The sequence below is a fragment of the Streptomyces endophytica genome (assembly GCF_026153355.1).
Lineage (GTDB): Bacteria > Actinomycetota > Actinomycetes > Streptomycetales > Streptomycetaceae > Streptomyces > Streptomyces endophytica.
This window is the reverse complement of the sequence record NZ_CP110636.1, coordinates 1256737-1282028: the sequence shown is the minus strand read 5'-3', so window position 1 is coordinate 1282028 and position 25292 is coordinate 1256737. Positions and strand designations below refer to the sequence as shown.

The window sequence follows — 25292 nt, the reverse complement described above, 5'->3', positions numbered from 1 at the left end:
CCACTGGGGCGGGGTCATGCGACGGCCCGCGGGCCGTCCGGTGTGGCGGCCGTGGCCGGGTGGAAGCGGAAGAGGCGCTGCGGATCGAGACGGGACGAGAGGGCGGCGAGCCGGCGCCGCGCGGCGGCGTCGTGGACACTGCGGGCGACCTCCGCGGCGTCCGGCCGCTCCCCGTGGCGGCCGAAGAGGAAGTTCACGCTCCGGCCGAGCCGCCAGGGCTCGACGGCGGCCAGCGCCTCGGCGTGCAGCGCCCGTACGGTCCCCAGGTCGTCGCCCTGGAGCGGCGAGAGGAGGCGCAGCGCGTAACGGGCGGCGCGGTGACCGACGGTGCCGGAGCCGGCCGGGGCGGCCAGCGCACCGCCGAGGTGATTGAGCTGCACCACGCACATGGTCGGCGCGGCCGGCCCGGTGAGCCGTGCCACCCGGCGCAGCGCCGCCGCGTCCAGATCGCTGAGCAGCGCGTTGTCCCCGTCGTAGGCGTGCGGGTCGCTGGGGTCGCGGTGGATGGTGTGCGACTCGGCGTACGGCATCTCGCGCAGGTCGTCGCCGACCCGCGGGCCCACCGCCCGCAGCGGCGCCACCAGTTGCTCGCCCCGCTCCGCGCCGCCCGTGTAGGCGATGCGCACATGCGCCAGATACCGGCCGCGCAGTTGCTCGGGCAGCTGCGGCAGGTCGGGGTAGGCGATCAGGGCGACGGACGAGGTCAGTTCGTCGGGCACGGTCTCCGTCCAGCGCAGATACGCGGCCAGTACGTCGTCGACGTGCTCGGCGCCGAACACCAGCTGGCCGCCGTAGAGCCGGGCCACCGGCATCAGCGCGAACTCCATCGCGGTGACCACGCCGAGGCCGTGGCCGCCGCCGAGCAGTGCCCCGAACAGCTCGGGGTCCCGCTCGGCGGTGACGTGGCGCAGCCGGCCGTCGGCGGTGACCAGGTCCACGGCGCGGACGTGGTCGGCGGCGTAGCCGTAGGTGCGGGCCAGGACACCCACCCCGCCCCGAGGGTGTACGAGATGACGCCGACGCCCGGGGACGAGCCGTTGAGCGGCGCGAGTCCGTGCGGGGCGGCCGCCTCGACGACCTGGCCCCAGACCGCGCCGGCCGCCACCCGCGCGGTGCGGGCCACCGGATCGACCGTGACCCCGGCCATCCGCTTCGTGGTGATCAGCAGGCCGCCGTCGGTGCCGGCGGCCAGGCCGTGCCCGGTGGCCTGGACGGCGACCGGCAGGCCGTGCGCGCCGGCGAACCGCACCGCGGCGACCACGTCGTCGACGCCCGCCGCCCCGACGATGACGGCCGGCCGGTGCGGGTGCGCCAGCTGGAAGCCGGTGCGCTCGGCGTCGTACCCGTCGTCGCCGGGGAACAGGACGGGGCCGCGGACGGCCCGGGCGAGGGCGGCGGTGTCGAGCGCGGTCGGGGCCGGTGCGGCGGGCTGCGGGGCGAGGTCGTTGATCTCCATGCCCCGTACTCTCGCGGGATAAGTTGACACCCACCGTCATATATAAATCGGGGTGTGAAATCGGACCGCCTGCTGTCGATCCTGCTGCTGCTCCAGACCCGCGGCCAGGTCCCGGCCAGGGAACTCGCCGAGCGGCTGGAGGTCTCCCCCCGCACCGTCTACCGCGACGTCGAGGCACTGTCCGCGGCCGGCGTGCCGGTCTACGCCGAGCGCGGCCGGCACGGCGGCATCGCCCTGCTGCCCGGCTTCCGCACCGACGTCACGGGCATGACCACCGACGAGGCCCGCGCCCTGTTCGTCCTCGCCGCGCAGGGCGCCCACACCGCCCTCGGGCTGGACGACGCGCTCGGTTCGGCGCTGCGCAAGGTGATGGCGGCGCTGCCCGCCCCGCACCGGCCGGCCGCGGAACTGACCGGCCGCCGCATCCTCGTCGACCCGGACCGCTGGCTCGGCGGCCCCCGCCCGGCGGCCGACCTGGACGCGCTGCAGACTGCCGTCTTCACCGACCTGCGGCTGCGGATCCGCTACCGCCACAGCGGCGAGACCCGGCTGCGCACGTACACCGTCGACCCCTACGGGCTGGTGGCGAAGGCCGGCACCTGGTACCTCGTCGCGGACCGGCGCGGCAGGCCACAGCTGTTCCGGGCCGACCGGGTCGCGTCCGCGGTCGTCACCGACGCCCCGGTGCGGCGCCGGCCGGGCGTGGAGCTGTCCGAGGTCTGGCAGCAGCTGCGCCGCCAGGTGGAGGACCGGCCCACCGACGTCCGGGTGACCGCCCGGATCCGCCGCGACCGGCTGGACCTCGCGGTACGGATCCTGGGCGGCGCCCTGACCGGCCCGCCCCGTACGGGTGACCGGGACGGGCCCGGGCCCGGGCACGGGAACGGGATCGGGGGCGGCGAGGCGGACGGTGTCGGTGCCCGGGAGGCCGGGGACCACGACGAGCAGTGGGCCGTCATCGAGCTGGCCTTCCCCGTGCTGCGCGCCGTGCGGCAGCTGCTGCAGTTCGGCGACGCGCTGGAGGTGCTCGCCCCGCCCGAGGCCCGCCGCGTGCTGGCCGAGGCCGCGGCCGGCATCACCGCGCTGTACGCCACCGACCCGTAGCCCCCTGCTGTCGCCGTAGCACCGCCCCGCCCCGCCGCCCCGCGCCCTGTCCACGGACGACGCGCCGCCATCTCACCGTCTGGACGTGCCGCCGGACCGCGCACGGTGACGGATTAGGCTTCGTCCGTGGCTGATATCCAGATTCCCGCTGACATCAAGCCCGCCGACGGACGCTTCGGCGCGGGCCCCTCCAAGGTGCGGACGGAGGCGCTGGCCGCCCTGGCCGCCACCGGCAGTTCCCTCCTCGGCACGTCCCACCGCCAGGCGCCGGTCAAGAACCTGGTCGGCAAGGTGCGCGACGGCGTGCGCGACCTCTTCCAGCTCCCCGAGGGCTACGAGGTCGTCCTCGGCAACGGCGGCTCGACCGCGTTCTGGGACGTCGCGACGCACGGCCTGATCGAGCGCAAGTCCCAGCACCTCTCCTTCGGTGAGTTCTCCTCCAAGTTCGCCAAGGCCGCCAAGCTGGCGCCGTGGCTGGACGAGCCCACCGTCATCTCCGCCGACCCGGGCGACCACCCGGAGCCGTCGGCCGAGCAGGGCGTGGACGTCTACGGCTTCACCCACAACGAGACCTCGACCGGTGTCGCCGCCCCCATCAAGCGGGTGGCGGGCGCCGACGACGGTGCCCTCGTCCTGGTCGACGCCACCTCCGGCGCCGGCGGCCTCCCGGTCGACATCGCCGAGACCGACGTCTACTACTTCGCCCCGCAGAAGTCCTTCGCCTCCGACGGCGGCCTGTGGATCGGCGTGTTCTCCCCGGCCGCCATCGAGCGCGCCGAGCGGATCCACGCCTCCGGCCGCCACGTCCCGGAGTTCTTCTCGCTCCCCACGGCGATCGACAACTCCCGCAAGAACCAGACGTACAACACCCCGGCGCTGTCCACCCTCTTCCTGCTCAACGAGCAGCTGGAGTGGATCAACGGCCAGGGCGGCCTGGACTGGGCGGTGCGCCGCACCGCCACCTCCTCGCGCACCCTCTACGGCTGGGCCGAGGACGCCAAGTACGCCACCCCGTTCGTCACCGACCCGGCCAAGCGCTCGCAGGTCATCGGCACGATCGACTTCACCGACGAGGTCGACGCCGCCGCCGTCGCCAAGGTCCTGCGCGCCAACGGCATCGTCGACACCGAGCCCTACCGCAAGCTCGGCCGCAACCAGCTGCGCATCGCGATGTTCCCGGCGATCGAGCCGTCGGACGTCGAGGCCCTGACGGCCTGCATCGACTACGTCATCGGCCAGCTGTAACGGCGGGTTCCGCACCACACGTCACCACCGGCCCCGCGGGCGACCGCCGGGGCCGGTGGTATGTCCGCGCCTGTCACGCGCCTGTCCGGCGCCCGCCCGGTGCCGGACCGCACGACCACCCGAACGGGCCCCCGGAGCGCCACCCGTACGGAGGCATCGCAGAGTGACGAAACCGCCCGGATATGCCTGTATGGGGGCATGACGACTCCCCCGAGCCCCGACCTCGCCCCCTTCGAGCGGCAAGGGGCGGTCCTGCTGACCACGTACAAGCGGGACGGCACCGGCGTCGGCACCCCGGTCAACCTCGCCGTCGACGGGGACCACGCCTACTTCCGCACCTACGGCAGCGCCGGCAAGGCCAAGCGGATGCGGAACTTCCCGGACGTGGAGATCTGCGCCTGCACCTGGCGCGGCCGCCCCACCGGCCCCACCGTCAACGCCCGGGTACGACTGCTGGACCCGCAGACCCGCGCATACCGCCGGGCCGAACGCTCCCTGACCCGGAAGTACCCGCTCATCCACGGCCTGTTGGTGCCCCTGCTGCACCGGCTGAAGCGGGAACGGACCCTGCACTACGAACTGCGGCCGGCACCGGACGGCCCCTCCTAGGCACGCCCTTCCTGGGCACGCCCCTCCCAGGACGCCGCTCCCGGGCGCGCCCCCGCTACGAGCGCCGCCGCAGCAACCTGCGCACCACCACGACCAGAGCCGTCGCCACCGCGAGCACCAGCGCGCCCTTGGCGTAGCTGGGGTTGAGGTCCTTGCCGCCCGAACTCCCCCTGCCCGACGCGGAGTCGGACCCCTTCCCGCCGTCCTCCCCGCCACCCGCCCGGGCCGAGTCCGGCAGCTGGCCGCTGCTCAGGCCCACCGGAGTGACCTCGCTGTCCCGGCCCTCCGAGCCGTACATCAGCGTCCGGCCGTCGGGGGTGAAGGTGACCGACTCGCCCTGCTGCTGCATCGGCACGCCCACGCTGCCGAGGTCCTCGGGACGGCCGTTCTCCCAGCGGAAGATCCGCGCGCCGAAGTAACCGCGCAGCACCAGCCGGGTGCCGTCGGGCGAGAACGCCCCGTCCGTCACCCACAGGTCGGCCGGCGCGACCTTGCGGAACGTGTTGACCCCGGACGAGGTGAGATGCCGCGGCCCCTCGTAGAGCGCGCCGCCGCCGTCCTGCTTCTTGCTGGCGATGTAGACCCGGCCGGTCCGGGGATGCACCATCAGCGCCTCGGCGTCCCGCGGGCCGTCCGCGTACTTCACGGTGTACTGGGTCGCCGTCACCGTGGCGTCGCGCAGCCGCTTCGGTTCGGGGAAGCGGTAGATCCAGACGTGGTCCCAGGTGCCGCCGAGGTTGTCGCCGATGTCGCCGAGGTAGAGGTCGCCGTCCGGGCCGAGCGAGATCGCCTCCACGTCCCGCGGCGCCCCGATGCCGCGCAGGGTGATCCGGGCGACGGTGCGGCCCGTCCTGCCGTCCACGGCGTAGACGTACGGGCCGTCGTCGCTGTCGTTGTGGGTCCAGTAGATGCCGGGGTGCGCGCGGCTGGCGGCCAGGCCGCTGGACTCGGTGATCCGCGGATCGCCGATCGTGAAGCCGTCCGGCTCATCGGCGGCGGCCGGCACCACCGCCACCGCCCCCACCCACAAGGCCCCCGCGGCACCGGCCGCGCACAGAAGCGAACGCATGGGCACAGACTGCCATCCGCGGGGCCGGGCGCGGGCCCCGGGAGGCCGGCGGCAGACCGGGCGCACCCGGCGTGGCCAGCGTCACGTACCCGGCAGTAGGGGTTCTCGGACATCATGGCCGGATGAGGATCATGTTCGTCGGCGACTCGATGACGATCGGGAGCGCCGGCGATTACACCTGGCGATACCGGATGTGGCAGCACCTGAACGCCTGCTTCGGCGGCCCGTACCGGATCGTCGGGCCGCGCCGGACGCTCCACGACCCCGCCGAGGACGCCGCCACCTCGCACGCCTACCGCGACCCGGACTTCCCCGAGTCCGCCCGCGGACACCTCGCCGGATGGGGCGAGGGCTGGCTGCACATGGCACCGATGATCGGCGAGACGGTCCGCCACCACCGCGCCGACACCCTGCTGGTCTCGCTCGGCCTGATAGACCTCGGCTTCTACACGAACGCCGCCCAGACCGCGGAGAACGTCCGCGAGTTCGTGGCCGGCGCCCGGGCCGCGGCGCCGCACCTACGGGCGGTGCTGATGCCGGTCATTCCCAACGTGCGGGCGGCGGCGGACCCGGCGTTCGGCGCGGAGTGCGCACACTTCAACGAGCTCCTGGCCAAGGCCGTCGCCGACCTGTCCACCCCCACCTCGCCGCTGCTGCTGGCCTCCGAACCGCCGGGCTGGCACATCGACCTGGCCACCTACGACGGCACCCACCCCTCCGAGCGGGGCGAACACCTCCTCGCGTCCTCCTTCGCCGACGCGATGCACCAGGGGTGGGGGGTCGGGCGGGCGTACCAGGCCCCCCTGGTCTGAGCCTGTCCGCTGCGCTTGGCTGGCTTCCCACGTACCTGGCTGTCCCGCCGCGGGGCTTGCTCGCCGTTGCGCTTGGCGGCGCCTCCCACGTACCCGTCTCTCCCGCCGCGGGTGTTGTTCGCCGTTGCGCCTGGCGGCGGGCGTGGTGTTTTGGGTGCGGTGCCGGCCCTCCAGACTTCGTCCTCCGGTCCAGCCCCTCCCGTGAGTGGGAGGTAAGAGCTGGTTGGGGGCGGATCTGGTCTGTTGCCTGCGGTCACGTGGGCATTACGTGCACCCCCACCGGCCTTAACTTCCTCCCCAACGGGAGGGGACGGGCCGGAGGGGCCGGTTGTGTGGACGTAAAGCGTCAGCAGTCCACACGACCGGCCCCGGAGGTCCGTCACCGCACCCGACAACCACCTAGCCCGCCGCAGGCGCAACGGCGAGCGAGCCCCGCGGCGCCGCAGACAGGTACGTGCGGGGCGCCGCAAAGCGCAACGGCGAGAAACCACCACGGCGGGACGGCCAAGTACGTGGGAGGCACCGCAAAGCGCAGCGCCCCGCGGCGGGAGAGACGGGTACGTGGGGCCAACAGCCAACGGCACTTGCCTAGAGCGCACTTAAAGGCGTTGGCTGAACGACCATGAAGTACACGCAGCTCGGACGCACCGGACTCAAGGTCAGCCGACTCGTCCTCGGGACGATGAACTTCGGCCCGCAGACGGACGAGGCCGACAGCCACACGATCATGGACGCGGCGCTCAGCGCGGGCGTCAACTTCTTCGACACCGCCAACGTCTACGGCTGGGGCGACAACAAGGGCCGCACCGAGGAGATCGTCGGCTCGTGGTTCGCCAAGGGCGGCGGCCGGCGCGACAAGACCGTGCTGGCCACCAAGGTCTACGCGAACATGGCCCCGGACGGCGAGGCGGCCTGGCCCAACCACGACAAGCTCTCCGCCGTCAACATCCGGCGCGCGGTGGACGCCAGCCTCAAGCGGCTGGGCACCGACTACATCGACCTCTACCAGTTCCACCACGTCGACCGGGACACCCCCTGGGACGAGATCTGGCAGGCCATCGACGTCCTCGTCCAGCAGGGCAAGATCCTCTACGCCGGCTCCTCCAACCACGCCGGCTGGCACATCGCCCGCGCCAACGAGACGGCCGCGCGCCGCGGTTCGTACGGGCTGGTCAGCGAGCAGTGCCTCTACAACCTCTTCGAGCGGCGTGCCGAGATGGAGGTCATCCCGGCCGCGCAGGGCTACGGCCTGGGCGTCATCCCCTGGTCCCCGCTGCACGGCGGGCTGCTGGGCGGCGCACTCCGCAAGGAGCGCGAGGGCGGCGGCGCCCGGTCGGTCTCCGGCCGCTCGGCCGACTCGCTCAACGACGCGAAGACCCGCGCGCAGATCCAGTCCTACGAGGACCTGCTCGACAAGCACGGCCTGGAGCCCGGCGAGGTCGCCCTGGCCTGGCTGCTGACCCGGCCCGGTATCACCGGCCCGATCGTCGGCCCGCGCACCGCAGGACAGCTCGCCTCCGCGCTGCGCGCCATCGAGCTGGAACTCCCGGACGAGCTGCTCGCCTCGCTGGACGAGATCTTCCCCGGCCCCGGACCGTCCCCGGAGGCGTTCGCCTGGTGAACCCCGGTTCGCTCGCAAGCCGTGCCTGCGGACGCGATCCACGAGCTCTGATCCGTCGGTCCTGATACGTGAGCCGCGGGCCGCGCACGTCGCGTCCGGGTGGGCGTCAGCGCAGCGCTGCCGCCACGATCACGACGATGAGCAGCACGGCGAGCAGGCCGGACATGATGCGGTTACGGGTCTTCGGGTCCACCCTCTGAGCGTAACCGGGGTGGACCCGAACATTTCACCGGGCCGTACCGTCCGCCCTCCTCACTCGCCCAGCGGCCAGGACGCGACCTCTTCGTAGTGGGACTGCGCTCCGGCCGTACCGGGGGCCGGCGGATGGCTGCGCATCAGGGAGAGCGCCCCGACCGTCCAGGAACGGCCGCTGAATTCCTTCAGGGCGGCCGCGTACGGGGCGAGCTTCAGATGCCCGACGCGGTTCCGGGCGAGGGTGAGGTGCGGGGTGTAGGGGCGGTGCTCGTCCACGTCGAGACCCACCCGCCGGCCCGCGGCCGCCGCCGAGTCGGCCAGCTTGCGCATGGCGGGACGGTCGCCGTCCGCGCCGGCCCACACCACCCGGTCCGCGAAACGGCCACCGCCGGCGATCCGCAGCTCGTACGGATCCCGGCGGTGGGCCGCCCGGCCCAACCGTTCCCGCAGCTCGGGCACGGTGTCCTCGGGGACCTCGCCGTAGAAGGCGAGGGTGAAATGCCAGCCGTCCCGTGCGCTCCAGCGCAGACGCTCGGCCGCGGGAAGCTTCTTCAGCAGCGCCACCTCGGCGGCGAGTTCGTCGAGCACGGCGGCGGGCGGCAGGACGGCGGCGAAGAGTCTCATGCGGTCAGTGTGGCGCAGCCGGACCCCGTACGGCCGCGACCGGAAGCGACCGGTTCCCCGTCCTCGGTCGTGCGCTTCGCCTGACTCCCGCGGTACTTTGTCATCGGGTGGATGACATAGGGAACGTCATCGGCGAGTTGACACCGAGGTCCGGACAACGTGAGGTCTTGCCCCGAGACGGGCACCGACCTCGTGGTGTCCCGCGTCTTGTCGCCGATACGTCGCGAAGGAGAGACCCGTGCCCGCAGACGACGAACAGCCCCAGAGCGCCGCACCCGCGTCCTTCCCCGCCGCCACGGCTGCGCTCCGCGCCATCGACGAGGCCCTGCGCACCGCCCGCACGACGGAGACCGACGCCCCGGCCGGCGAGCCGGACCATGCGGCGGCGGGGAACGCCCCGTCAGCCGCGGAGGGCAGCCATGTCGAGCAGGTGCTGGCCTCGCTGCTGTTGTTGCGCGCGGTACGTGAGCGGCTGGCGACGTGGGAGACGGGGCTGATCGAGACCGCCCGGGAGGCCGGCGCCAGCTGGGCCGACCTGGCCGAACCGCTCGGAGTGGCCAGCCGCCAGGCCGCCGAACGCCGCTATCTGCGGCTCCGCCCCGGCGCCACCGGCACCACCGGCGAGCAACGCGTCAAGGCCACCCGCGACCGCCGCGCCGCCGACCGCAGCGTCACCGCCTGGGCCCGCCACAACGCCGCCGACCTGCGGCGCCTCGCCGGCCAGATCGCCGCCCTGACCGACCTGCCCACCGCCGCCCGCACGCCCCTCGAAGAACTCGGCCAGGCCCTCGGCGACGACGACGCCGCCCGGCTCATCGCCCCACTCACCGCCACCCGCCCCCACCTCCAGCACCGCCACCCCCAACTCGCCGCCCGCATCGACGACCTCACCCGCCACACCGAGCGCCTCCGCCAAACCAGCGACGACCAGCGCCGCACCACGCCCTGACGCCCTGAGGGCGGGGAGACCGGGCCGGGAGCAAGCCGGAGAAGCCACGCGCTCGGTGGCTCGGCTCGACGAACCAGCCGAGCCGCCGTACGCCGCCCCCTACGCCGTGCGCCTACGCCGCCGGAGCCAGCTCCTGCCCCTCGGACCGCGTACTGCCGGGGCCCGGGGGACGAACCTGACGTGCGGGTGGCCGGGGCGCAGGTCGATCTTGAGGCGGAGGCCGCCGACCCGGGCGAGGATCAGGCCGATCAGGGCCGCGGCCGCCATGGAGATGAGACCGCCGGCCAGGAAGCCGATCCGGGCGCCGAAGGCGTCGGTGACCCAGCCGACGATCGGGGCACCCAGCGGGGTGCCGCCCATGAAGACCATCATGAACAGGCTCATCACCCGGCCCCGCATCAGCGGGTCGGTGGCCATCTGGACGCTGGAGTTGGCGGTGACGTTGATCGTCAGGCCGACCATGCCGATCGGGGCGAGCAGCGCCGCGAAGACCCAGAACGACGGGGCGAGCGCGGCGGTGACCTCCAGGAGGCCGAAGAGCAGTGCAGCGCCCACCAGCAGCCGCAGCCGCGAGCTGCCACGGCGGGCCGCGAGCAGCGCGCCGATCAGCGAGCCGGCCGCCATCAGGCCGTTGAACAGGGCGTACGTACCGGCGCCCTGGTGGAAGACGTGATAGACGAACGCGGTCAGCCAGATCGGGAAGTTGAAGCCGAAGGTGCCGATGAACCCGACCAGGACGATGGGCCAGATCAGGTCGGGGCGGCCGGACACATAGCGCAGGCCCTCGCGCAGTTGGCCCTTGCTGCGCGGGACGCGGTCGACCTTGTGGAGTTCGGCGGTCCGCATCATCAGCAGACCGGCGACCGGTGCCACGAAGGACAGGCCGTTGAGGAGGAAGGCCCAGCCGCTGCCGAAGGCGGTGATCAGGACACCGGCGACGGCGGGGCCGATCAGGCGCGCGGACTGGAAGTTGGCGGAGTTGAGGCTGACGGCGTTGCGCAGTTCGTCCTGGCCGACCATCTCGGAGACGAACGCCTGGCGGGCGGGGTTGTCCACGACGGTGACCAGGCCGAGCAGGAAGGCGACCAGGTAGACGTGCCACACCTGGACGTGCCCGGTGAGCGTGAGCGCGGCGAGGGCGAGGCCGGTGAGGCCCATCGCGGACTGGGTGAGCAGCAGCAGCTTGCGCTTGGCGAAGCGGTCGGCGATCACCCCGCCGTAGAGGCCGAACAGCAGCATCGGCAGGAACTGCAGCGCGGTGGTGATACCGACCGCGGCGGAGGAACCGGTAAGGCTGAGCACCAGCCAGTCCTGGGCGATGCGCTGCATCCAGGTACCGGTGTTGGACACCATCTGTCCCGTGGCGAACAGACGGTAGTTACGAATCCGGAGCGAACTGAACGTGCCCTTACGCGGTGTTTCTGTGCGCGGCGCGGCAGCGGGACCGTTGGCTATACGGGCGCCGGGGGCGGGCGCGGGCGCGGGGGCGGAGGCGGAGGCAGGGGCCGGGATACGCCCGCCACGGGCCCGGATGTGCGAGGTGGTCTTGGCCGCCTCGCCCCCAGCCGCGTCGGCCCTGGTCACCTCAGGTGTGGTCACCTCAGGCATGGTCACATCGGATGCGGTCACATCGGCCGAAGTGGAGCGGATCGGTATCGCGGTATCCGAGTTCGCGCCGCCGTGCGCGGCGTCTCCGCGAACGGATCCATCGTGAACGGCGTCATCGTGAACGGCGTGAACGGCGTGAACGGCGTCACCGTGAACCGTGCCATCGTGACCGGTGTCGCCGTAAGTCGCGTCACCGTGAACCGCGTTGTCGTAGGAGTTCGGTGCGGGGGCGGAGTGTGCTCCGGATCCCGTACTCAAAGTGGGTTCGCCTCCTCGGCCTCGTGTTCTCTACAGCTGTGCCAGCTTCTCCAGTACGGGCGCGGCGGCCCGGAGCTTGGCCCACTCGTCCTCGTCCAGTCCGGAGGCCAGCTCGGCGAGCCAGGCGTTGCGCCGACGGCGGCTCTCCTCCAGCATCGCCTCGGCCTCTTCGGTCTGGGTGACGACCTTCTGGCGGCGGTCGTCGGGGTGGGGCTCCAGCCGGACCAGTCCCTTGGCCTCCAGCATGGCCACGATGCGGGTCATCGACGGCGGCTGCACATGCTCCTTGCGTGCCAGCTCGCCGGGGGTGGCGTGGCCGCACCGGGCCAGCATTCCGAGCACCGACATCTCGGTGGGCGTCAGCGATTCGTCCACCCGCTGGTGCTTCAGGCGGCGGGACAGGCGCATCACGGCGGACCGCAGGGCATTGACCGCGGCCGCGTCCTCTGGGGAGCCCTCCCCGCCTTCCGGCTGGGAGTGGGACAGTTCCGGCATGGTCTTTAGCATAACTCATTACCCTCTCTAAGGAAAGCGAGAAGCTGCTACTCCTCGCGGATCACCCATATGAGTGAGGACGCGGCGGAAAGTGACACACCTGACCGCTCAGGGGCGGGACCGTGTCCGTATGGGATCGCGAGTGCTCAGCCTGCGCGTGGACGGGGAGCTGCTGGAGCGCATTCGGCAGCACGCCACAAAACGCGGAATGAGCGTCCAGGACTATGTCGTCCGGACACTCATCCGCGAAGACTTCGATGAACGCTTCAAGACCTCGGTCGACGAGACCGAACGCCTCGGCGTCTGGGGAACGGTCACCTGAACGTCCCCAGTGCACCCAAACGCATCCGGGTGCATCCAGGCGCGTCCGGGTGTTCAGGTGCCTTCAGGTGCGTCCAGGAGGCCGCCCCCGCGCCCGAGTGCCCGGCAGGCACCCCAGGCCGCCTACCTAAATCCCTCACTCTCCGCTACTCTAAGGCAGGAACAAATAACTCTCCGTGTTCGTTGCCGTAGAGGAAGGAGGCGGGCGGCGAGGGAGGCAGTGCCGGCCGGCTACTTGACCCCGAGCGCCAGCTCGATCGGGTGCAGCAGGAAGTAGACCAGGAAGCAGAGGCCGACGACGTCCAGCAGCCACGGGATCTGCTTGAAGCGCCCGGTGGCGGTGCGCAGCAGGATGTAGGCGAGCACGCCGATGCCGATGCCGTTGGTGATGCTGTAGGTGAACGGCATCGAGATGATCGTCAGGAACGCCGGGATGCCGACGGTGGGGTCGCCCCAGTCGATGTCCCGCACGTTGGCGGCCATGATCAGGAAGCCGACGACGAGGAGCGCGGGGGTGGCGGCCTGCGAGGGCACCACCGTCGCCAGCGGCGTGAAGATCAGCGCCAGCAGGAAGAGGCCGCCGGTCATCAGGTTCGCCAGGCCGGTCCGGGCCCCCTCGCCGACGCCGGCCGTGGACTCCACGAAGCAGGTATTCGCGGAGGCGGAGCCGAAGCCGCCGCCCGCGACCGCGATGCCGTCGACCATCAGGATCCGGCCCATGCCCGGCAGGTTGCCGTTCTCGTCGGTCAGCCCGGCCTCCTCGCCGACGCCGATGATGGTGCCCATCGCGTCGAAGAAGCCGGAGAGCAGCACGGTGAAGACGAACAGGCAGCCGGTGAGTACGCCGACTTCCTTGAAGCCGCCGAAGAGGCTGATGTGGCCGATCAGTCCGAAGTCCGGGGCACCGATGATCTTGTCGGGGACGTTCGGGACCGCCAGGCCCCACGCCGCGTCCGGGGTGTTGGTGACCGCGTTGATGATGATCGCGACGACGGCCATGGTGACCATCCCGATCAGGATCGCGCCCTTGGTCTTGCGTACGACCAGCACGAACATCAGGGCCAGGCCGATGATGAAGACCAGCACCGGCCAGCCCTTGAGCTGACCGCCCTGGCCCAGCCCCATCGGGACGGTGGTGTGCGCGGCGTCCGGGTTGCGGCTGACGAAGCCGGAGTCCACCAGGCCGATCAGCGAGATGAACAGGCCGATGCCGATCGCGATGGCGCGCCGCAGGCCGTTGGGGATCGCGTCCATGACGCGCTGCCGCAGGCCGGAGGCGACCAGGATCATCAGCACCAGACCGGCGAGCACGACCATGCCCATCGCGTCCGGCCAGCTCATCTTGGGGGCGAGCTGGAGGGAGACCACGGCGTTGATGCCGAGGCCGGCGGCGATGGCGATCGGGACGTTGCCGAGCAGGCCCATCAGGACGGTGCTCAGGCCGGCCATCAGGGCGGTGGCGGTGACCAGCTGCCCGTTGTCGAGGTGGTGGCCGAACTTGTCGACTCCGGAGCCAAGAATGATCGGGTTCAGCACGATGATGTAGGCCATCGCGAAGAACGTGGCCAGCCCGCCGCGGAGTTCACGGCCGACCGTGGACCCCCGCTCGGAGATCTTGAAGAACCGGTCGAAACCGTTCTTCGGGGGCTGCGGGGCCGGGTTCTCAAGGGTGTCGACCGGCGTGGTGGCCGAGGGGGACATGCGGGACCTCAGTCGGACGGGCCTGGGCAGGCGCAGGGGCCCGAGGGCCCGGAACACGTACAGGAGCATCACTATCCGGATCAGATTGGATGAATCAACGATTCAAAACAGTCAGATCCAGAAAGGTTCAGTATGAATAAACAATGCAGTGATCGCTATCTCCGCGCGTAGACCCTTGGTGGGTACGGGCCGCACTCAACGGCAACTCTGATGGAAGGCCGCCCGGCCGGCCCCCGTAAGCTGAGCACCATGTGGAAGAAGTCCGAACTGCGCGAGGCCCCGGCGCCTCTCGAGGGCCCTGTCGTCGGCACGATCACCGGCGGCACCATCATCTGGTTCGTGCTCTTCCTCGGCCAGCTCCCCTTCTACGGCTGGTTCGCCGACCGCGGTCACGCCTGGTGGGTGTGGACCTGCCTGGCCGGCGGCGGCCTCGGCCTGCTGGGCATCTGGTACGTCCGCAAGCGTGACGCCGCCATCAAGCGTGACGCCGCGGCCAAGCAGGCGGCGACCGCTACGGACGCGCACTGACCGTTCGGCGCGGCGGTCCTCTTCCGTTGGGTCGGACGGCTGGGTCGGACGGCCGACTCCCGTTGGGTTCGGACGGCCGACTCCCGTTGGGTCTCCCGGTTGACGGGTAATCCTGTCTCGTTGGGCATCCCGGTCGATCGGTGGTTCTGTCCCGTTGGGCCGTCGGCCGACGGGTGATCCTGGCATTTCGCCCGTAACGTCGAGGGCATGACGGAGCGGGCCCGAACCGGAGCCGAGCACCCCGTACCGAGCGGCGAATCGGGTGGCCGAAAATCGACCGGTGGTGAGCCGGGCGCGCGGGAACGGGCCGATCGTGAGCCGACGAGCCGGGGTCGGGCCGATCGTGAGCCGACAAACCGGGATCGGGCGGACCATGAACCGGGCGACCGGCAGTCGGCCGATCGCGAGCCGGCCGACCCCGAGCCGGCAGACTCGGGGCGGGCCGGACCGGTCGACAGCCCCCCGGGTGGTCCCGAAGTGGTCGGCCGGTCGTCCGTCGGCCGCGCCCCTGCCAGTCACCCCTCACCGCTCCCCGGCCTGACCCCCGCCCAGGTCGCCGAGCGCGTTGCCCGGGGTGAGGTCAACGACGTGCCCGTGCGGTCCTCGCGCTCCGCCGTAGAGATCGTTCGCGCCAACGTCTTCACCCGTTTCAACGCGATCATCGGCGTCCTCTTCGCGATCATCCTCATCGTCGGGCCGATCCAGGACGGGCTGTTCGGCTTTGTGATCGTCGCCAACACCGGCATCGGCATCGTCCAGGAACTGCGCGCCAAGAGGACGCTCGACAAGCTGGCGGTGATCGGCGAGGCGCAGCCGACCGTCCGCCGGGACGGCACCGCCTCCCGTATCCCCACCTCCGAGGTCGTCCTCGACGACGTCATCGAGCTCGGCCCGGGCGACAAGGTCGTGGTCGACGGCGAGGTGGGGGAGACCGACGGGCTGGAGATCGACGAATCGCTGCTCACCGGCGAGGCCGACCCGGTCGTGAAGAAGCCCGGGGACCCGGTGATGTCCGGCAGCTTCGTCGTGGCGGGCGGTGGCGCCTTCACCGCGACCAAGGTCGGCCGCGAGGCGTACGCCGCGCAGCTCGCGGAGGAGGCCAGCCGTTTCACGCTGGTCCACTCCGAACTGCGTACCGGCATCAGCCGGATCCTCAAGTACGTGACGTGGATGATGATCCCGACCGCGCTCGGCCTGATCCTCAGCCATCTGCTCACCCTCGGGCTGCCCGGCGACGCCGCGATCCGGCGGATGGTCGCCGGCATCGTCCCGATGATCCCCGAGGGGCTGGTGCTGCTGACCTCGGTCGCCTTCGCCATCGGCGTCATCCGGCTCGGCCGCAAACAGTGCCTCGTCCAGGAACTCCCCGCCATCGAAGGTCTGGCCCGGGTCGACGTGGTCTGCCTGGACAAGACCGGAACGCTGACGGAGGGCGGCATGGACGTTTGTGACCTGCGCGTCCTCGACGGCACGGGCGGGTCCCTCGACGGCCCGGGCGGGTCCTACGCCGACCCCGCCACCGCCACCGCCCCCGCCAGGCCCGCCACCGACACCGACAGGCCCGCCACCGACCAGCCCTCCACCCACGAGCCCGCCACCCACGAGCCCCCCGCCCGCCAAGCCCAGAGCGAGTCCTACGTCCGCCAGGTCCTCAGTGCCCTGGGTGACGCCGATCCCCGCCCCAACGCCTCCCTCCAGGCCGTCATCGACGCCTATCCCGCGGACGGGTCCTGGCGCTGCACCCGGTCGCTCCCGTTCTCCTCCGCCCGCAAATACAGCGGTGCGTCCTTCAACGGCCCGGACGGAGAATCCAGTACCTGGCTGCTGGGTGCCCCCGACGTCCTGCTGCCGCCGACGGACCGCACCCTGACCGAGACCGACGACCTCAACGCCCAGGGCCTGCGCGTCCTGCTCCTCGCCCGTGCCACCCGCGAGCTGGACGACCCCGAGGTCGCCCGGGATGTCCGGCCCACCGCGCTGGTCGTCCTGGAACAACGGCTGCGCCCCGACGCGCCCGACACCCTGCGCTACTTCGGTGAGCAGCGGGTGCATGCCAAGGTCATCTCCGGCGACAACGCGGTCTCGGTCGGCGCGGTCGCCGGCAAACTCGGGCTGCCGGGTGCCGACGCTCCCGTGGACGCCCGCCAACTGCCCCGACTCCCGGCCGATCGGGACGCGTTGGCCGCCGTCCTCGACGAGGGCACGGTCTTCGGCCGCGTCACCCCGCAGCAGAAGCGGGAGATGGTCGGCGCCCTGCAGTCCCGCGGCCACACCGTCGCGATGACCGGCGACGGTGTGAACGACGTGCTCGCCCTCAAGGACGCCGACATCGGCGTGTCCATGGGTTCCGGCTCCGAGGCCACCCGCGCGGTGGCCCAGATCGTCCTGCTCAACAACAGCTTCGCGACCCTGCCTTCGGTGGTCGCCGAGGGCCGCCGGGTGATCGGCAACATCACCCGTGTCGCCACCCTCTTCCTCACCAAGACCGTCTATTCGGTCCTGCTCGCCATCCTGGTGGCCTGCTGGCAGATCCCGTACCCGTACCTGCCGCGGCACCTCACCCTGCTCTCCACGCTGACGATCGGTGTGCCCGCGTTCTTCCTGGCCCTCGCCCCGAACAAGGAACGCGCCCGTCCGCACTTCGTCCGCCGGGTCATGCGCTATGCGATCCCCTCCGGTCTCATCACCGGCCTGGCCGCCTTCGCCACCTACCTCCTGGCGCGCGCCCACTACACCGGGCCCGGCTCCCTCGCCGCCGAGACCAGCGCCGCGACCCTGACCCTCTTCCTCACCGCCCTGTGGGTCCTGGCGACCATCGCCCGCCCCTACACCTGGTGGCGGATCGCCCTCATCCTCACCATGGCCGTGGCCTTCCTCGTCGTCCTCGCGACCCCGTGGCTCCAGGCCTTCTTCGACCTCCGCCTGGTCGGCACGGTGATGCCGTGGACGGCCGTCGCCGTCGCCCTCGTGGCCTCGGCCCTCCTGGAACTCACCTGGCGCCGGATCGCCCGCCGCTTCCCCGCCTGAGCCCGCGCGTCCGCCCGCCCCCGTCCCGTCCCGCCCGCATCTCATCCCGGTCACAGAACCCGTGCCGCCGTGGCGCCCCCGCTGCCCGTCCCCCTACCCTCCGCCCCATGAAGCCGATTACGGGGGACCTCGCCTACGAGCTACTGGCCCGTGGCTCCCACCATTCCCACCACTACCACCACACCGGCACCTACGGAGGCGGCGGCGACGGCGTCTTCGACTGGTGGGAATGGCTGATCCTGGCCATCGGCGTCATCGTCGTGATCTGGGCCGTGGTGAAGAAGTTCAGCTCGGACTGACGGCGCGGGCGGGTGGCGCGTAACGGGAGTTCGTACGGCCTGACGGGGCGCGTCCCGCCGGGGAGGCGGCGGGCTGCGGTCGGTGCAGCCCGCCACCCCTCCCAGCCGGCGACAACGACGACCAGGACGACCGCCCGGTACCAGTCGGCGGCCGGCCGTTCTTCACGGAGGCTCTGCCGGAAAGTCGAAGTCTCGACCTGATTCGAAGCTACCTGGGAGAGTGCGGAGATGAACACAATTCCTGACGCGTCTGCTCTGAGCGGCTGGCGTAAGTCCAGTCACAGCAACGGCGAAGGGGCTGAGTGCGTCGAGGTTGCCGACGGCCACCCCGGTCTCGTCCCCGTACGCGACAGCAAGGTCCCGCAGGGTCCGGCGCTGTTCTTCCCCGCGGGCGGCTGGGCGGCGTTCGTCGCGGCCGTGAAGCGCGGCGAGTTCCGGGTCTGAGTCCCGTCACGCCTCCCTACCCCCTTGTTCCGCTCCCCCCCATCACCTCCCGCGCGAGCCGGAGCGGTGGCCGTGGTGGTGACGCCCGCGGCGCGTTCGGCCAGCTCACCCAGCGCTTTGATATCGCTCGCTCCATGGCATTGCCGGAGAGCGCATCTCTCGACCTGGTCCGTCGCTACCTAAGAGAGTACGAAGATGACGAAGAAGATTCCTGAGGCATCTGGCATAGCCGGCTGGCGTAAGTCCAGCTACAGCAACGGCGAGGGGGCCGCGTGCGTCGAGGTTGCCGACGGCCACCCCGGTCTCGTCCCCGTACGCGACAGCAAGGTCCCGCAGGGTCCGGCGCTGTTCTTCCCCGCGGGCGGCTGGGCGGCGTTCGTCGCGGCCGTGAAGCGCGGCGAGTTCCGGGTCTGAGTCCCGTCACGCCTCCCTACTTCCTTGTTCCGCTCCTCCCATCACCTCGCGCGCGAGGTGGATGAGGTCCGGGATGCGGGGGTGGCCGGGGGCGTCGCGCCAGGCGAGGAGGACGGGGACGGGTGGGGCGTCGGTGAGGGGGACGTAGGCGATGGCGGGGTGGGGGTACATGTCGGCGGTGGCGGTGGTGGTGACGCCCACGGCGCGGCCGGCGGTGACGGCGGCGAACCAGTCGTCCTGGTTGGCGATGGGGAGGGTGGAGGTGGGGCGGGCCGCGGCGGGCCACAGGTCGAGGGTGGTGGTGCCGGAGACGGTGTTGAGGGCGATGGTGCGGGTGGCGAGGTCGCTGAGGGAGAGGGCGGGGCGCCGGGCCAGCGGGTCGTCGGCGGGGAGGCCGGCGACGCGGGGTTCGGTGGTGAGCTGGGCGGTGAGCAGGCCGGGGGTGTGGACCTCGCCGCGGAGCAGGGCCGCGTCGACGTCGCCGCGGGTGAGGCCGGCCGTGCGGTCGTCGATGCGGAGGAGTTCGAGCGGGGTGTCGGGGTGGACCTGGCGCCAGCGGCGGAGCAGGGCGGTGGTGCCCGTACCGGCGGCGGACCAGGCGTGGCCCAGGCGGAGGGGCCAGGCGGTGTGCCGGCCGAGGCGCAGGGCGCGGTCGAAGGCGGTGACGGCGATGGCCGCCTGGTCGCGGAAGGAGGCGCCGTCGGGGGTGAGGGCGAGGTGGTGGGTGGAGCGGTCGACGAGCCGGCGGCCCAGTTCCTGTTCGAGCTGGCGGAGAGTGCGGGAGACGGCCGGCTGGGTGAGGTGCAGGCGCTCGGCGGCGCGGGTGATGCTCAGGGCGTCCGCGATGGCGAGAAAGCAGCGGAAGTGACGCAGCTCGATGCTCATGCGCGCGGAGCATAACAAGAGGAAGAAGAGCATTTCACGGACCGGATGGGCGGGCCTTAGCGTGGGGATGTGGATGCTTTCGCCGACGGTCCTGAGGGACGTGTCTCCGCCACCCCGTACGACCACTCGACTATTGCCGCGTCCGGTGAGGGCACACCCGTCACACCCGTCACGTCGGTGACGGGTGCTACCGCCATGGGCTCCGGAGAGGCCGCGGTTCCGCGGCCCGTGCCGGCCTCGCCCGAGGTGCTGACGGCGGAGGCCGGGGCCGCGGGTGCCGGTGCCGCCGGGGCGCGCGGACGGATCGGGTCGGTGGCGCTGGTGATCGGCGGCATCGTGTCGCTGCAGTTCGGATCGTCGGTGGCGGTGCTGCTCTTCCCGCGGGCCGGGGCGCTCGGGGTCGTCACGCTGCGGCTGGTCGTCGCCTCGTTGGTGCTGCTGGTCGCCTGTCGTCCCAGGGTGCGGGGCCACTCGCGGGGCGACTGGGGGACGGTGCTCGCCTTCGGGGTGGCCCTGGCGGGGATGAACTCGCTCTTCTACCAGGCGATCGACCGGATCCCGCTGGGGGCGGCGGTCACGCTGGAGTTCCTCGGGCCGCTGATCCTCTCGGTGGCCACTTCGCGGCGGCTGCTCAGTCTGGTGTGGGCGGCGCTGGCGTTCGGCGGGGTGGCGCTGCTGGGGCGTGCGGGGTTCGACGGGCTGAACCTGGTCGGCGCGGGGTGCGCGCTGGCCGCGGGCGGGCTCTGGGCCGCGTACATCCTGCTCTCCGCCCGTACGGGACAGCGCTTCCCGCAGGCGGACGGGCTGGCGCTGGCGATGACCGTGGCGGCGCTGCTCAGTCTGCCGCTCGGTGTCGTCAGCGCGGGTGCCGCACTGATCAACCCGGTCACGCTGGGGCTGGGGGCCGCGGTGGCGATGATGTCGTCGGTGCTGCCGTACACGCTGGAGCTGCTCGCCCTGCGCAAGCTTCCGGCCTCGGGTTTCGCGGTCATGATGAGCCTGGAACCGGCCGCCGCGGCCACCGCCGGGTTCCTGGTGCTGGGCCAGGCGCTGGGGTGGCCGGAGATCGTCGCGATCGGGCTGGTGGTCCTCGCGAGTGTGGGCGCGGTGCGGTCGGCGGGGCGGTAGCGGGCGGCTGGAATGACGGCCGGCCGGAATGACGGTCGGCTGGAACGAACAGTCGGCCGCAATGACGGGCGGCCGGAACGACGGTCGACCGCAATGACGGTCGGCCGGCTCATCGGTCCGCGGCACGGACTACGGACCGCGGACCGCGACACGGACCACGGACCACGGACTGCGGGCACCGCCCCGCCCTCCTCCCGCCCGCGCGGCCAAAAAACATGCGGCCAAAAATCATGCGGCCAAAAGTCGTGCGGCCAAAAATCATTCACGCATGCTTGATTGTTTCTCCCCGCGCTGACACCCTCGGACCGCGCAGTCGTCCAGTCGCCGTCGCCTGAGCCAACACGCCTCGCTGGCATGCCAGTTGGGGCCGATGAGGGGAGTGCCCCGTGTCCGATCGTGACCCCGGTGCCGTCTTGGCGGATCTTCTCGCGGACCTCAGGGCCGAGAGCGAGGAGCTGGACGGGCTGGTGGCCGGGTTGCCGGCCGGGCGGTGGGCGACGGCGACGCCCGCCGAGGGGTGGACGGTCGCGCATCAGATCGCGCATCTGGCCTGGACGGACCGGCAGGCGCTGCGGTCGGCGACCGACCCGGAGGGGTTCGTGCGGGCCGCGCGGGAGGCGCTCGCCTCGCCGCTGACCTTCGTCGACGAGGCCGCCGAGGCGGGCGCCGCGGTGCCGCCGGCGGAGCTGCTCGCGGACTGGCGGGCCGGTCGTGAGCAGCTGCTCCGGGTGCTGGCCGAGCGGCCGGCGGGGGAGAAGCTGCCGTGGTTCGGGCCGCCGATGAGCGCCCCGTCGATGGCGACCGGACGGCTGATGGAGACCTGGGCGCACGGGCAGGACGTCGCCGATGCGCTGGGCGTCACCCGGCTGCCCACCGTGCGGCTGCGGCATGTCGCCCGGATCGGCGTACGCGCCCGGGACTTCTCCTACGCCGCCCATCAACTCACGCCGCCCGCCGCGGAGTTCCGGGTCGAGCTGCGGGCGCCGGACGGGGCGGTCTGGGCGTACGGGCCGGCCGGGGCCGGGCAGCGGGTGACCGCGGACGCGCTGGAGTTCTGCCTGCTGGTGACCCAGCGGGCACACCGCGACGACCTGCCGTCGGTGCGTGCCGAGGGGGCGGAGGCGGAGCGCTGGCTGGGGATCGCGCAGGCGTTCGCCGGACCGCCGGGAAGGGGCGCGCGCCCGGGGCCGGGGGAGCCACCGCGTGAGCGGGGGCGGGCCGCTGCGGATAGGCAACGCCTCCGGTTTCTACGGCGACCGGTTCAGCGCGTTCGAGGAGATGCTGACCGGCGGGCCGCTGGACGTCCTGACCGGCGACTACCTCGCCGAGCTCACCATGCTGATCCTCGGCCGGGACCGGCTGAAGGACCCCTCGCGCGGCTACGCCCGGACCTTCCTGCGGCAGTTGGAGGCGTCCCTCGGGCTCGCCGTCGAGCGGGGCGTGCGGATCGTCACCAACGCCGGCGGGCTCCATCCGGCCGGGCTCGCGGACGCCGTACGGGAGTTGGCGGCGAAGGTCGGGGTGCCGGTGCGGGTGGCGCATGTGGAGGGCGACGATCTGCTGGGGCGGGGCTGGGGCGACGGGGTGCTCACGGCCAACGCCTACCTCGGCGGTGAGGGGATCGCGGCCTGTCTGCGGGCCGGGCCGAGGTGGTGGTCACCGGGCGGGTCACGGACGCCGCGCTGGTCAGCGGGGCCGCCGCCGCGCACTTCGGCTGGGCGTCGACGGATCTGGACCGGCTGGCGGGGGCGGTGGCGGCCGGGCACGTACTGGAGTGCGGGGCGCAGGCGACCGGCGGCAACTACTCCTTCTTCGCGGGGCATGACGTGCGGCGGCCCGGTTTCCCGCTCGCGGAGATCGCCGCGGACGGCTCGGCGGTGATCACCAAGCATCCGGGGACCGGCGGGGTGGTCGACACCGGGACGGTCACCGCGCAGCTGCTGTACGAGACGGCCGGCGCGCGCTATCCGGGGCCGGACGTCACCACCCGGCTGGACACCGTGCGGCTCACCCAGGTCGGCCCGGACCGGGTGCGGATCGACGGGGTGCGCGGGGAGGCGCCGCCGCCGGACCTCAAGGTGGGGCTGACCCGGCTCGGCGGCTGGCGCAACGAGGTCACCTTCGTGCTGACCGGGCTGGACATCGAGGCCAAGGCGGAGCTGGTGCGGACACAGATGACCGCGGCCTTCGACGCGGCGGGCCGGCGGCCGGCCGAGGTGCGCTGGACGCTGGCCCGTACGGACCGGGCCGACGCCGACGTCCAGGAGGAGGCCGGCGCGCTGCTGCGGCTGGTGGTGCGGGATGCCGACCAGGAGGCGGTCGGGCGGGTGGTCAGCGGCGCCGCGGTCGAGCTGGCGCTGGCCAGTTACCCCGGTTTCCAGCTGACCGCGCCACCCGGCAAGGGCGCCCCCTACGGGGTGTTCGAGGCGGTGGCGGTTCCCCGGGCGGAGGTGCGGCAGATGGCCGTCCTGCCGGACGGGGAGCGGGTGGCGATCCCGCCGGTCACGGAGTCGGCCGCGCTGGTGCCGGTGCCGGAACCGCCGCTGCCCGCCCCGCTGCCGGTCACCGCCACCCGGCGGGCGCCGCTCGGTCTGGTCGCCGGGGCCCGCAGCGGCGACAAGGGCGGCGCGGCGAACGTCGGCGTCTGGGCCCGTACCGACGCCGCCTGGCGCTGGCTCGCGCACACCCTCACCGTCGACCGCTTCCGCCGCCTCCTGCCCGAGACCGCCGAACTGCCCGTCGCCCGCCATGTGCTGCCGGGGCTGCGGGCCCTGAACTTCACCGTCGACGGGCTGCTCGGCGAGGGCGCCGCGGCGCAGGCCCGGTTCGACCCGCAGGCCAAGGCCCTGGGGGAGTGGCTGCGCGCCCGGCACCTGGACATACCCGAGGAGCTGTTGTGACCGTACTGGGAACCGCGCTCGACACCGCCGGCCCCGGCTACGCCGAGCGGCGGGCGGCGATGCTCGCCAAGCTGGCCGAGGTCGAGGCGGAACACGCCAAGGCGCTCGCGGGCGGCGGCGAGAAGTACGTCGCCCGGCACCGCAAGCGCGGCAAACTGCTCGCCCGCGAACGCATCGAGCTGCTGCTCGACCCCGACACCCCGTTCCTGGAGCTGTCGCCGCTCGCCGCGTGGGGCAGCGACTACACCGTGGGCGCCTCGCTGGTCACCGGCATCGGCGTCGTCGAGGGCGTCGAGTGCCTGATCACCGCCAACGACCCGACCGTGCGCGGCGGCGCCAGCAACCCGTGGTCGCTGAAGAAGGCCCTGCGGGCGAACGAGATCGCGTCCGCCAACCGGCTGCCCTGCATCTCGCTCGTCGAGTCCGGCGGCGCCGACCTGCCGTCCCAGAAGGAGATCTTCATCCCGGGCGGCGGCATCTTCCGCGACCTCACCCGGCTCTCCGCCGCCGGGATCCCCACCGTCGCCGTCGTCTTCGGCAACTCCACGGCCGGCGGCGCGTACGTCCCCGGCATGTCCGACCACGTGATCATGGTGAAGGAGAAGGCCAAGGTCTTCCTGGGCGGGCCGCCGCTGGTGAAGATGGCCACCGGCGAGGAGAGCGACGACGAGTCCCTGGGCGGAGCCGGGATGCACGCCCGGACGTCCGGGCTCGCCGACCACTTCGCCGTCGACGAGGAGGACGCCATCCGGCAGGCCCGGCGGGTCATCGCGCGCCTCAACCACCGCAAGGCGTACGGAGATCCACCGCTCGCCGAGCCGCCCGAGCACGACCCGGACGAGCTGCTCGGCATCGTGTCCGACGACCTGAAGGTGCCCTTCGACCCGCGCGAGGTCATCGCCCGCATCGTCGACGGCTCCGACTTCGACGAGTTCAAGCCGCTGTACGGGAGCAGTCTGGTCACCGGGTGGGCGGCGCTGCACGGCTATCCCGTCGGCATCCTCGCCAATGCCCAGGGGGTCCTGTTCAGCGCGGAGTCGCAGAAGGCGGCCCAGTTCATCCAGTTGGCGAACCAGCGGGACATCCCGCTGCTCTTCCTGCACAACACCACCGGCTACATGGTCGGCAAGGAGTACGAGCAGGGCGGCATCATCAAGCACGGCGCGATGATGATCAACGCGGTCTCCAACTCGCGGGTGCCGCATCTGTCCGTGCTGATGGGCGCTTCGTACGGTGCGGGGCACTACGGCATGTGCGGCCGCGCCTACGACCCCCGTTTCCTCTTCGCCTGGCCCAGCGCCAAGTCCGCCGTCATGGGCCCCCAGCAGCTCGCCGGTGTCCTCTCGATCGTCGCGCGGCAGTCCGCCGCCGCGCGGGGCCAGGCGTACGACGAGGAGGCCGACGCCGCGCTGCGCGCCATGGTCGAACAGCAGATCGAGGCCGAGTCGCTGCCGATGTTCCTGTCCGGGCGGCTCTACGACGACGGCGTCATCGATCCGCGCGACACCCGCACCGTGCTCGGCATCTGCCTGTCCGCGATCCACACCGCACCGTACGAGGGCGCCCGCGGCGGCTTCGGCGTCTTCCGGATGTAGGGGGA

General features: G+C 72.3%; 20 protein-coding genes and 3 pseudogenes. 16 read left to right on the top strand and 7 right to left on the bottom strand.

The window, feature by feature from the left end; translation table 11 throughout:
- Positions 1 to 14: 14 nt before the first annotated feature.
- Positions 15 to 1456: pseudogene (locus OJ254_RS05750) on the bottom strand (FAD-binding oxidoreductase).
- 54 nt (positions 1457 to 1510) lie between these two features.
- Between OJ254_RS05750 and OJ254_RS05745 the strand changes: the two are divergent.
- The 3 genes from OJ254_RS05745 to OJ254_RS05735 all read left to right on the top strand — a co-directional run bounded on the left by OJ254_RS05745 (position 1511) and on the right by OJ254_RS05735 (position 4414).
- Entirely contained in the window at positions 1511 to 2560 is a 1050-nt protein-coding gene (locus tag OJ254_RS05745; protein WP_265361507.1) for a helix-turn-helix transcriptional regulator, read from the top strand.
- A 126-nt stretch (positions 2561 to 2686) separates the two neighbouring features.
- On the top strand, positions 2687 to 3805 hold the full coding sequence (gene serC / locus OJ254_RS05740; protein WP_265361506.1) for a phosphoserine transaminase: 1119 nt from the start codon (positions 2687 to 2689) through the stop codon (positions 3803 to 3805).
- Between the two features lie 198 nt (positions 3806 to 4003).
- Positions 4004 to 4414: a PPOX class F420-dependent oxidoreductase gene (locus tag OJ254_RS05735; RefSeq protein ID WP_265361505.1), complete on the top strand. Its 411-nt coding sequence runs from the start codon at positions 4004 to 4006 to the stop codon at positions 4412 to 4414.
- 55 nt (positions 4415 to 4469) lie between these two features.
- On the opposite strand, the gene OJ254_RS05730 is transcribed toward OJ254_RS05735, so the two are convergent.
- Positions 4470 to 5483: an esterase-like activity of phytase family protein gene (locus tag OJ254_RS05730; protein WP_265361504.1), complete on the bottom strand. Its 1014-nt coding sequence runs from the start codon at positions 5481 to 5483 to the stop codon at positions 4470 to 4472.
- 131 nt (positions 5484 to 5614) lie between these two features.
- Between OJ254_RS05730 and OJ254_RS05725 the strand changes: the two genes are divergently transcribed.
- Both OJ254_RS05725 and OJ254_RS05720 read left to right on the top strand, forming a co-directional pair.
- Positions 5615 to 6295, top strand: a complete 681-nt coding sequence (locus tag OJ254_RS05725; protein ID WP_423836000.1) for a GDSL-type esterase/lipase family protein — start codon at positions 5615 to 5617, stop codon at positions 6293 to 6295.
- Between the two features lie 622 nt (positions 6296 to 6917).
- A complete protein-coding gene (locus tag OJ254_RS05720) occupies positions 6918 to 7916 on the top strand; it encodes an aldo/keto reductase (RefSeq protein ID WP_265361502.1) in 999 nt (332 codons plus the stop codon).
- 252 nt (positions 7917 to 8168) lie between these two features.
- Here OJ254_RS05720 and thpR read toward each other — a convergent pair whose 3' ends face one another.
- Positions 8169 to 8735: an RNA 2',3'-cyclic phosphodiesterase gene (gene thpR / locus OJ254_RS05715; RefSeq protein ID WP_265361501.1), complete on the bottom strand. Its 567-nt coding sequence runs from the start codon at positions 8733 to 8735 to the stop codon at positions 8169 to 8171.
- A 238-nt stretch (positions 8736 to 8973) separates the two neighbouring features.
- Here thpR and OJ254_RS05710 point away from each other — a divergent pair, with 238 nt between their 5' ends.
- Complete coding sequence (locus OJ254_RS05710) at positions 8974 to 9684, top strand: type III effector protein (protein ID WP_265361500.1); 711 nt, start codon at positions 8974 to 8976, stop codon at positions 9682 to 9684.
- Positions 9685 to 9783: 99 nt separating this feature from the next.
- On the opposite strand, the gene OJ254_RS05705 is transcribed toward OJ254_RS05710, so the two are convergent.
- Positions 9784 to 11292 carry an MFS transporter gene (locus OJ254_RS05705; protein ID WP_423835839.1) on the bottom strand — a complete coding sequence of 503 codons (1509 nt, stop codon included), beginning with the start codon at positions 11290 to 11292 and terminating at the stop codon, positions 9784 to 9786.
- Positions 11293 to 11580: 288 nt separating this feature from the next.
- Positions 11581 to 12045: a MarR family winged helix-turn-helix transcriptional regulator gene (locus OJ254_RS05700; RefSeq protein ID WP_030814340.1), complete on the bottom strand. Its 465-nt coding sequence runs from the start codon at positions 12043 to 12045 to the stop codon at positions 11581 to 11583.
- Positions 12046 to 12175: 130 nt separating this feature from the next.
- On the opposite strand from OJ254_RS05700, the gene OJ254_RS05695 reads away from it, so the two are divergent.
- A complete protein-coding gene (locus tag OJ254_RS05695; RefSeq protein ID WP_261956171.1) occupies positions 12176 to 12367 on the top strand; it encodes a BrnA antitoxin family protein in 192 nt (63 codons plus the stop codon).
- Between the two features lie 230 nt (positions 12368 to 12597).
- Here OJ254_RS05695 and OJ254_RS05690 read toward each other — a convergent pair whose 3' ends face one another.
- Entirely contained in the window at positions 12598 to 14067 is a 1470-nt protein-coding gene (locus tag OJ254_RS05690; RefSeq protein ID WP_265361499.1) for an NCS2 family permease, read from the bottom strand.
- 249 nt (positions 14068 to 14316) lie between these two features.
- On the opposite strand from OJ254_RS05690, the gene OJ254_RS05685 reads away from it, so the two are divergent.
- The 5 genes from OJ254_RS05685 to OJ254_RS05665 all read left to right on the top strand — a co-directional run bounded on the left by OJ254_RS05685 (position 14317) and on the right by OJ254_RS05665 (position 18779).
- Positions 14317 to 14595 carry a DUF2530 domain-containing protein gene (locus OJ254_RS05685; RefSeq protein ID WP_265361498.1) on the top strand — a complete coding sequence of 93 codons (279 nt, stop codon included), beginning with the start codon at positions 14317 to 14319 and terminating at the stop codon, positions 14593 to 14595.
- 477 nt (positions 14596 to 15072) lie between these two features.
- On the top strand, positions 15073 to 17622 hold the full coding sequence (locus tag OJ254_RS05680; protein ID WP_265361497.1) for an HAD-IC family P-type ATPase: 2550 nt from the start codon (positions 15073 to 15075) through the stop codon (positions 17620 to 17622).
- A 107-nt stretch (positions 17623 to 17729) separates the two neighbouring features.
- A complete protein-coding gene (locus OJ254_RS05675) occupies positions 17730 to 17921 on the top strand; it encodes a hypothetical protein (protein ID WP_265361496.1) in 192 nt (63 codons plus the stop codon).
- Positions 17922 to 18149: 228 nt separating this feature from the next.
- Complete coding sequence (locus OJ254_RS05670) at positions 18150 to 18365, top strand: DUF397 domain-containing protein (RefSeq protein ID WP_265361495.1); 216 nt, start codon at positions 18150 to 18152, stop codon at positions 18363 to 18365.
- Positions 18366 to 18560: 195 nt separating this feature from the next.
- Positions 18561 to 18779, top strand: coding sequence for a DUF397 domain-containing protein (locus tag OJ254_RS05665; protein ID WP_265361494.1), 219 nt, complete (start codon positions 18561 to 18563; stop codon positions 18777 to 18779).
- Positions 18780 to 18785: 6 nt separating this feature from the next.
- On the opposite strand, the gene OJ254_RS05660 is transcribed toward OJ254_RS05665, so the two are convergent.
- On the bottom strand, positions 18786 to 19664 hold the full coding sequence (locus OJ254_RS05660; protein ID WP_265361493.1) for a LysR family transcriptional regulator: 879 nt from the start codon (positions 19662 to 19664) through the stop codon (positions 18786 to 18788).
- A 195-nt stretch (positions 19665 to 19859) separates the two neighbouring features.
- Between OJ254_RS05660 and OJ254_RS05655 the strand changes: the two genes are divergently transcribed.
- From OJ254_RS05655 to OJ254_RS05640, 4 genes and pseudogenes are all read left to right on the top strand, one after another.
- Positions 19860 to 20792 carry an EamA family transporter gene (locus OJ254_RS05655; protein ID WP_265361492.1) on the top strand — a complete coding sequence of 311 codons (933 nt, stop codon included), beginning with the start codon at positions 19860 to 19862 and terminating at the stop codon, positions 20790 to 20792.
- A 386-nt stretch (positions 20793 to 21178) separates the two neighbouring features.
- A pseudogene (locus OJ254_RS05650) lies at positions 21179 to 21907 on the top strand (TIGR03084 family metal-binding protein); the annotation flags it as partial.
- 88 nt (positions 21908 to 21995) lie between these two features.
- Positions 21996 to 23692: pseudogene (locus OJ254_RS05645) on the top strand (acyclic terpene utilization AtuA family protein).
- Positions 23689 to 25287: an acyl-CoA carboxylase subunit beta gene (locus tag OJ254_RS05640; protein WP_265361491.1), complete on the top strand. Its 1599-nt coding sequence runs from the start codon at positions 23689 to 23691 to the stop codon at positions 25285 to 25287. The pseudogene OJ254_RS05645 and the gene OJ254_RS05640 overlap by 4 nt, the downstream one beginning before the upstream one ends.
- Positions 25288 to 25292 lie beyond the last annotated feature (5 nt).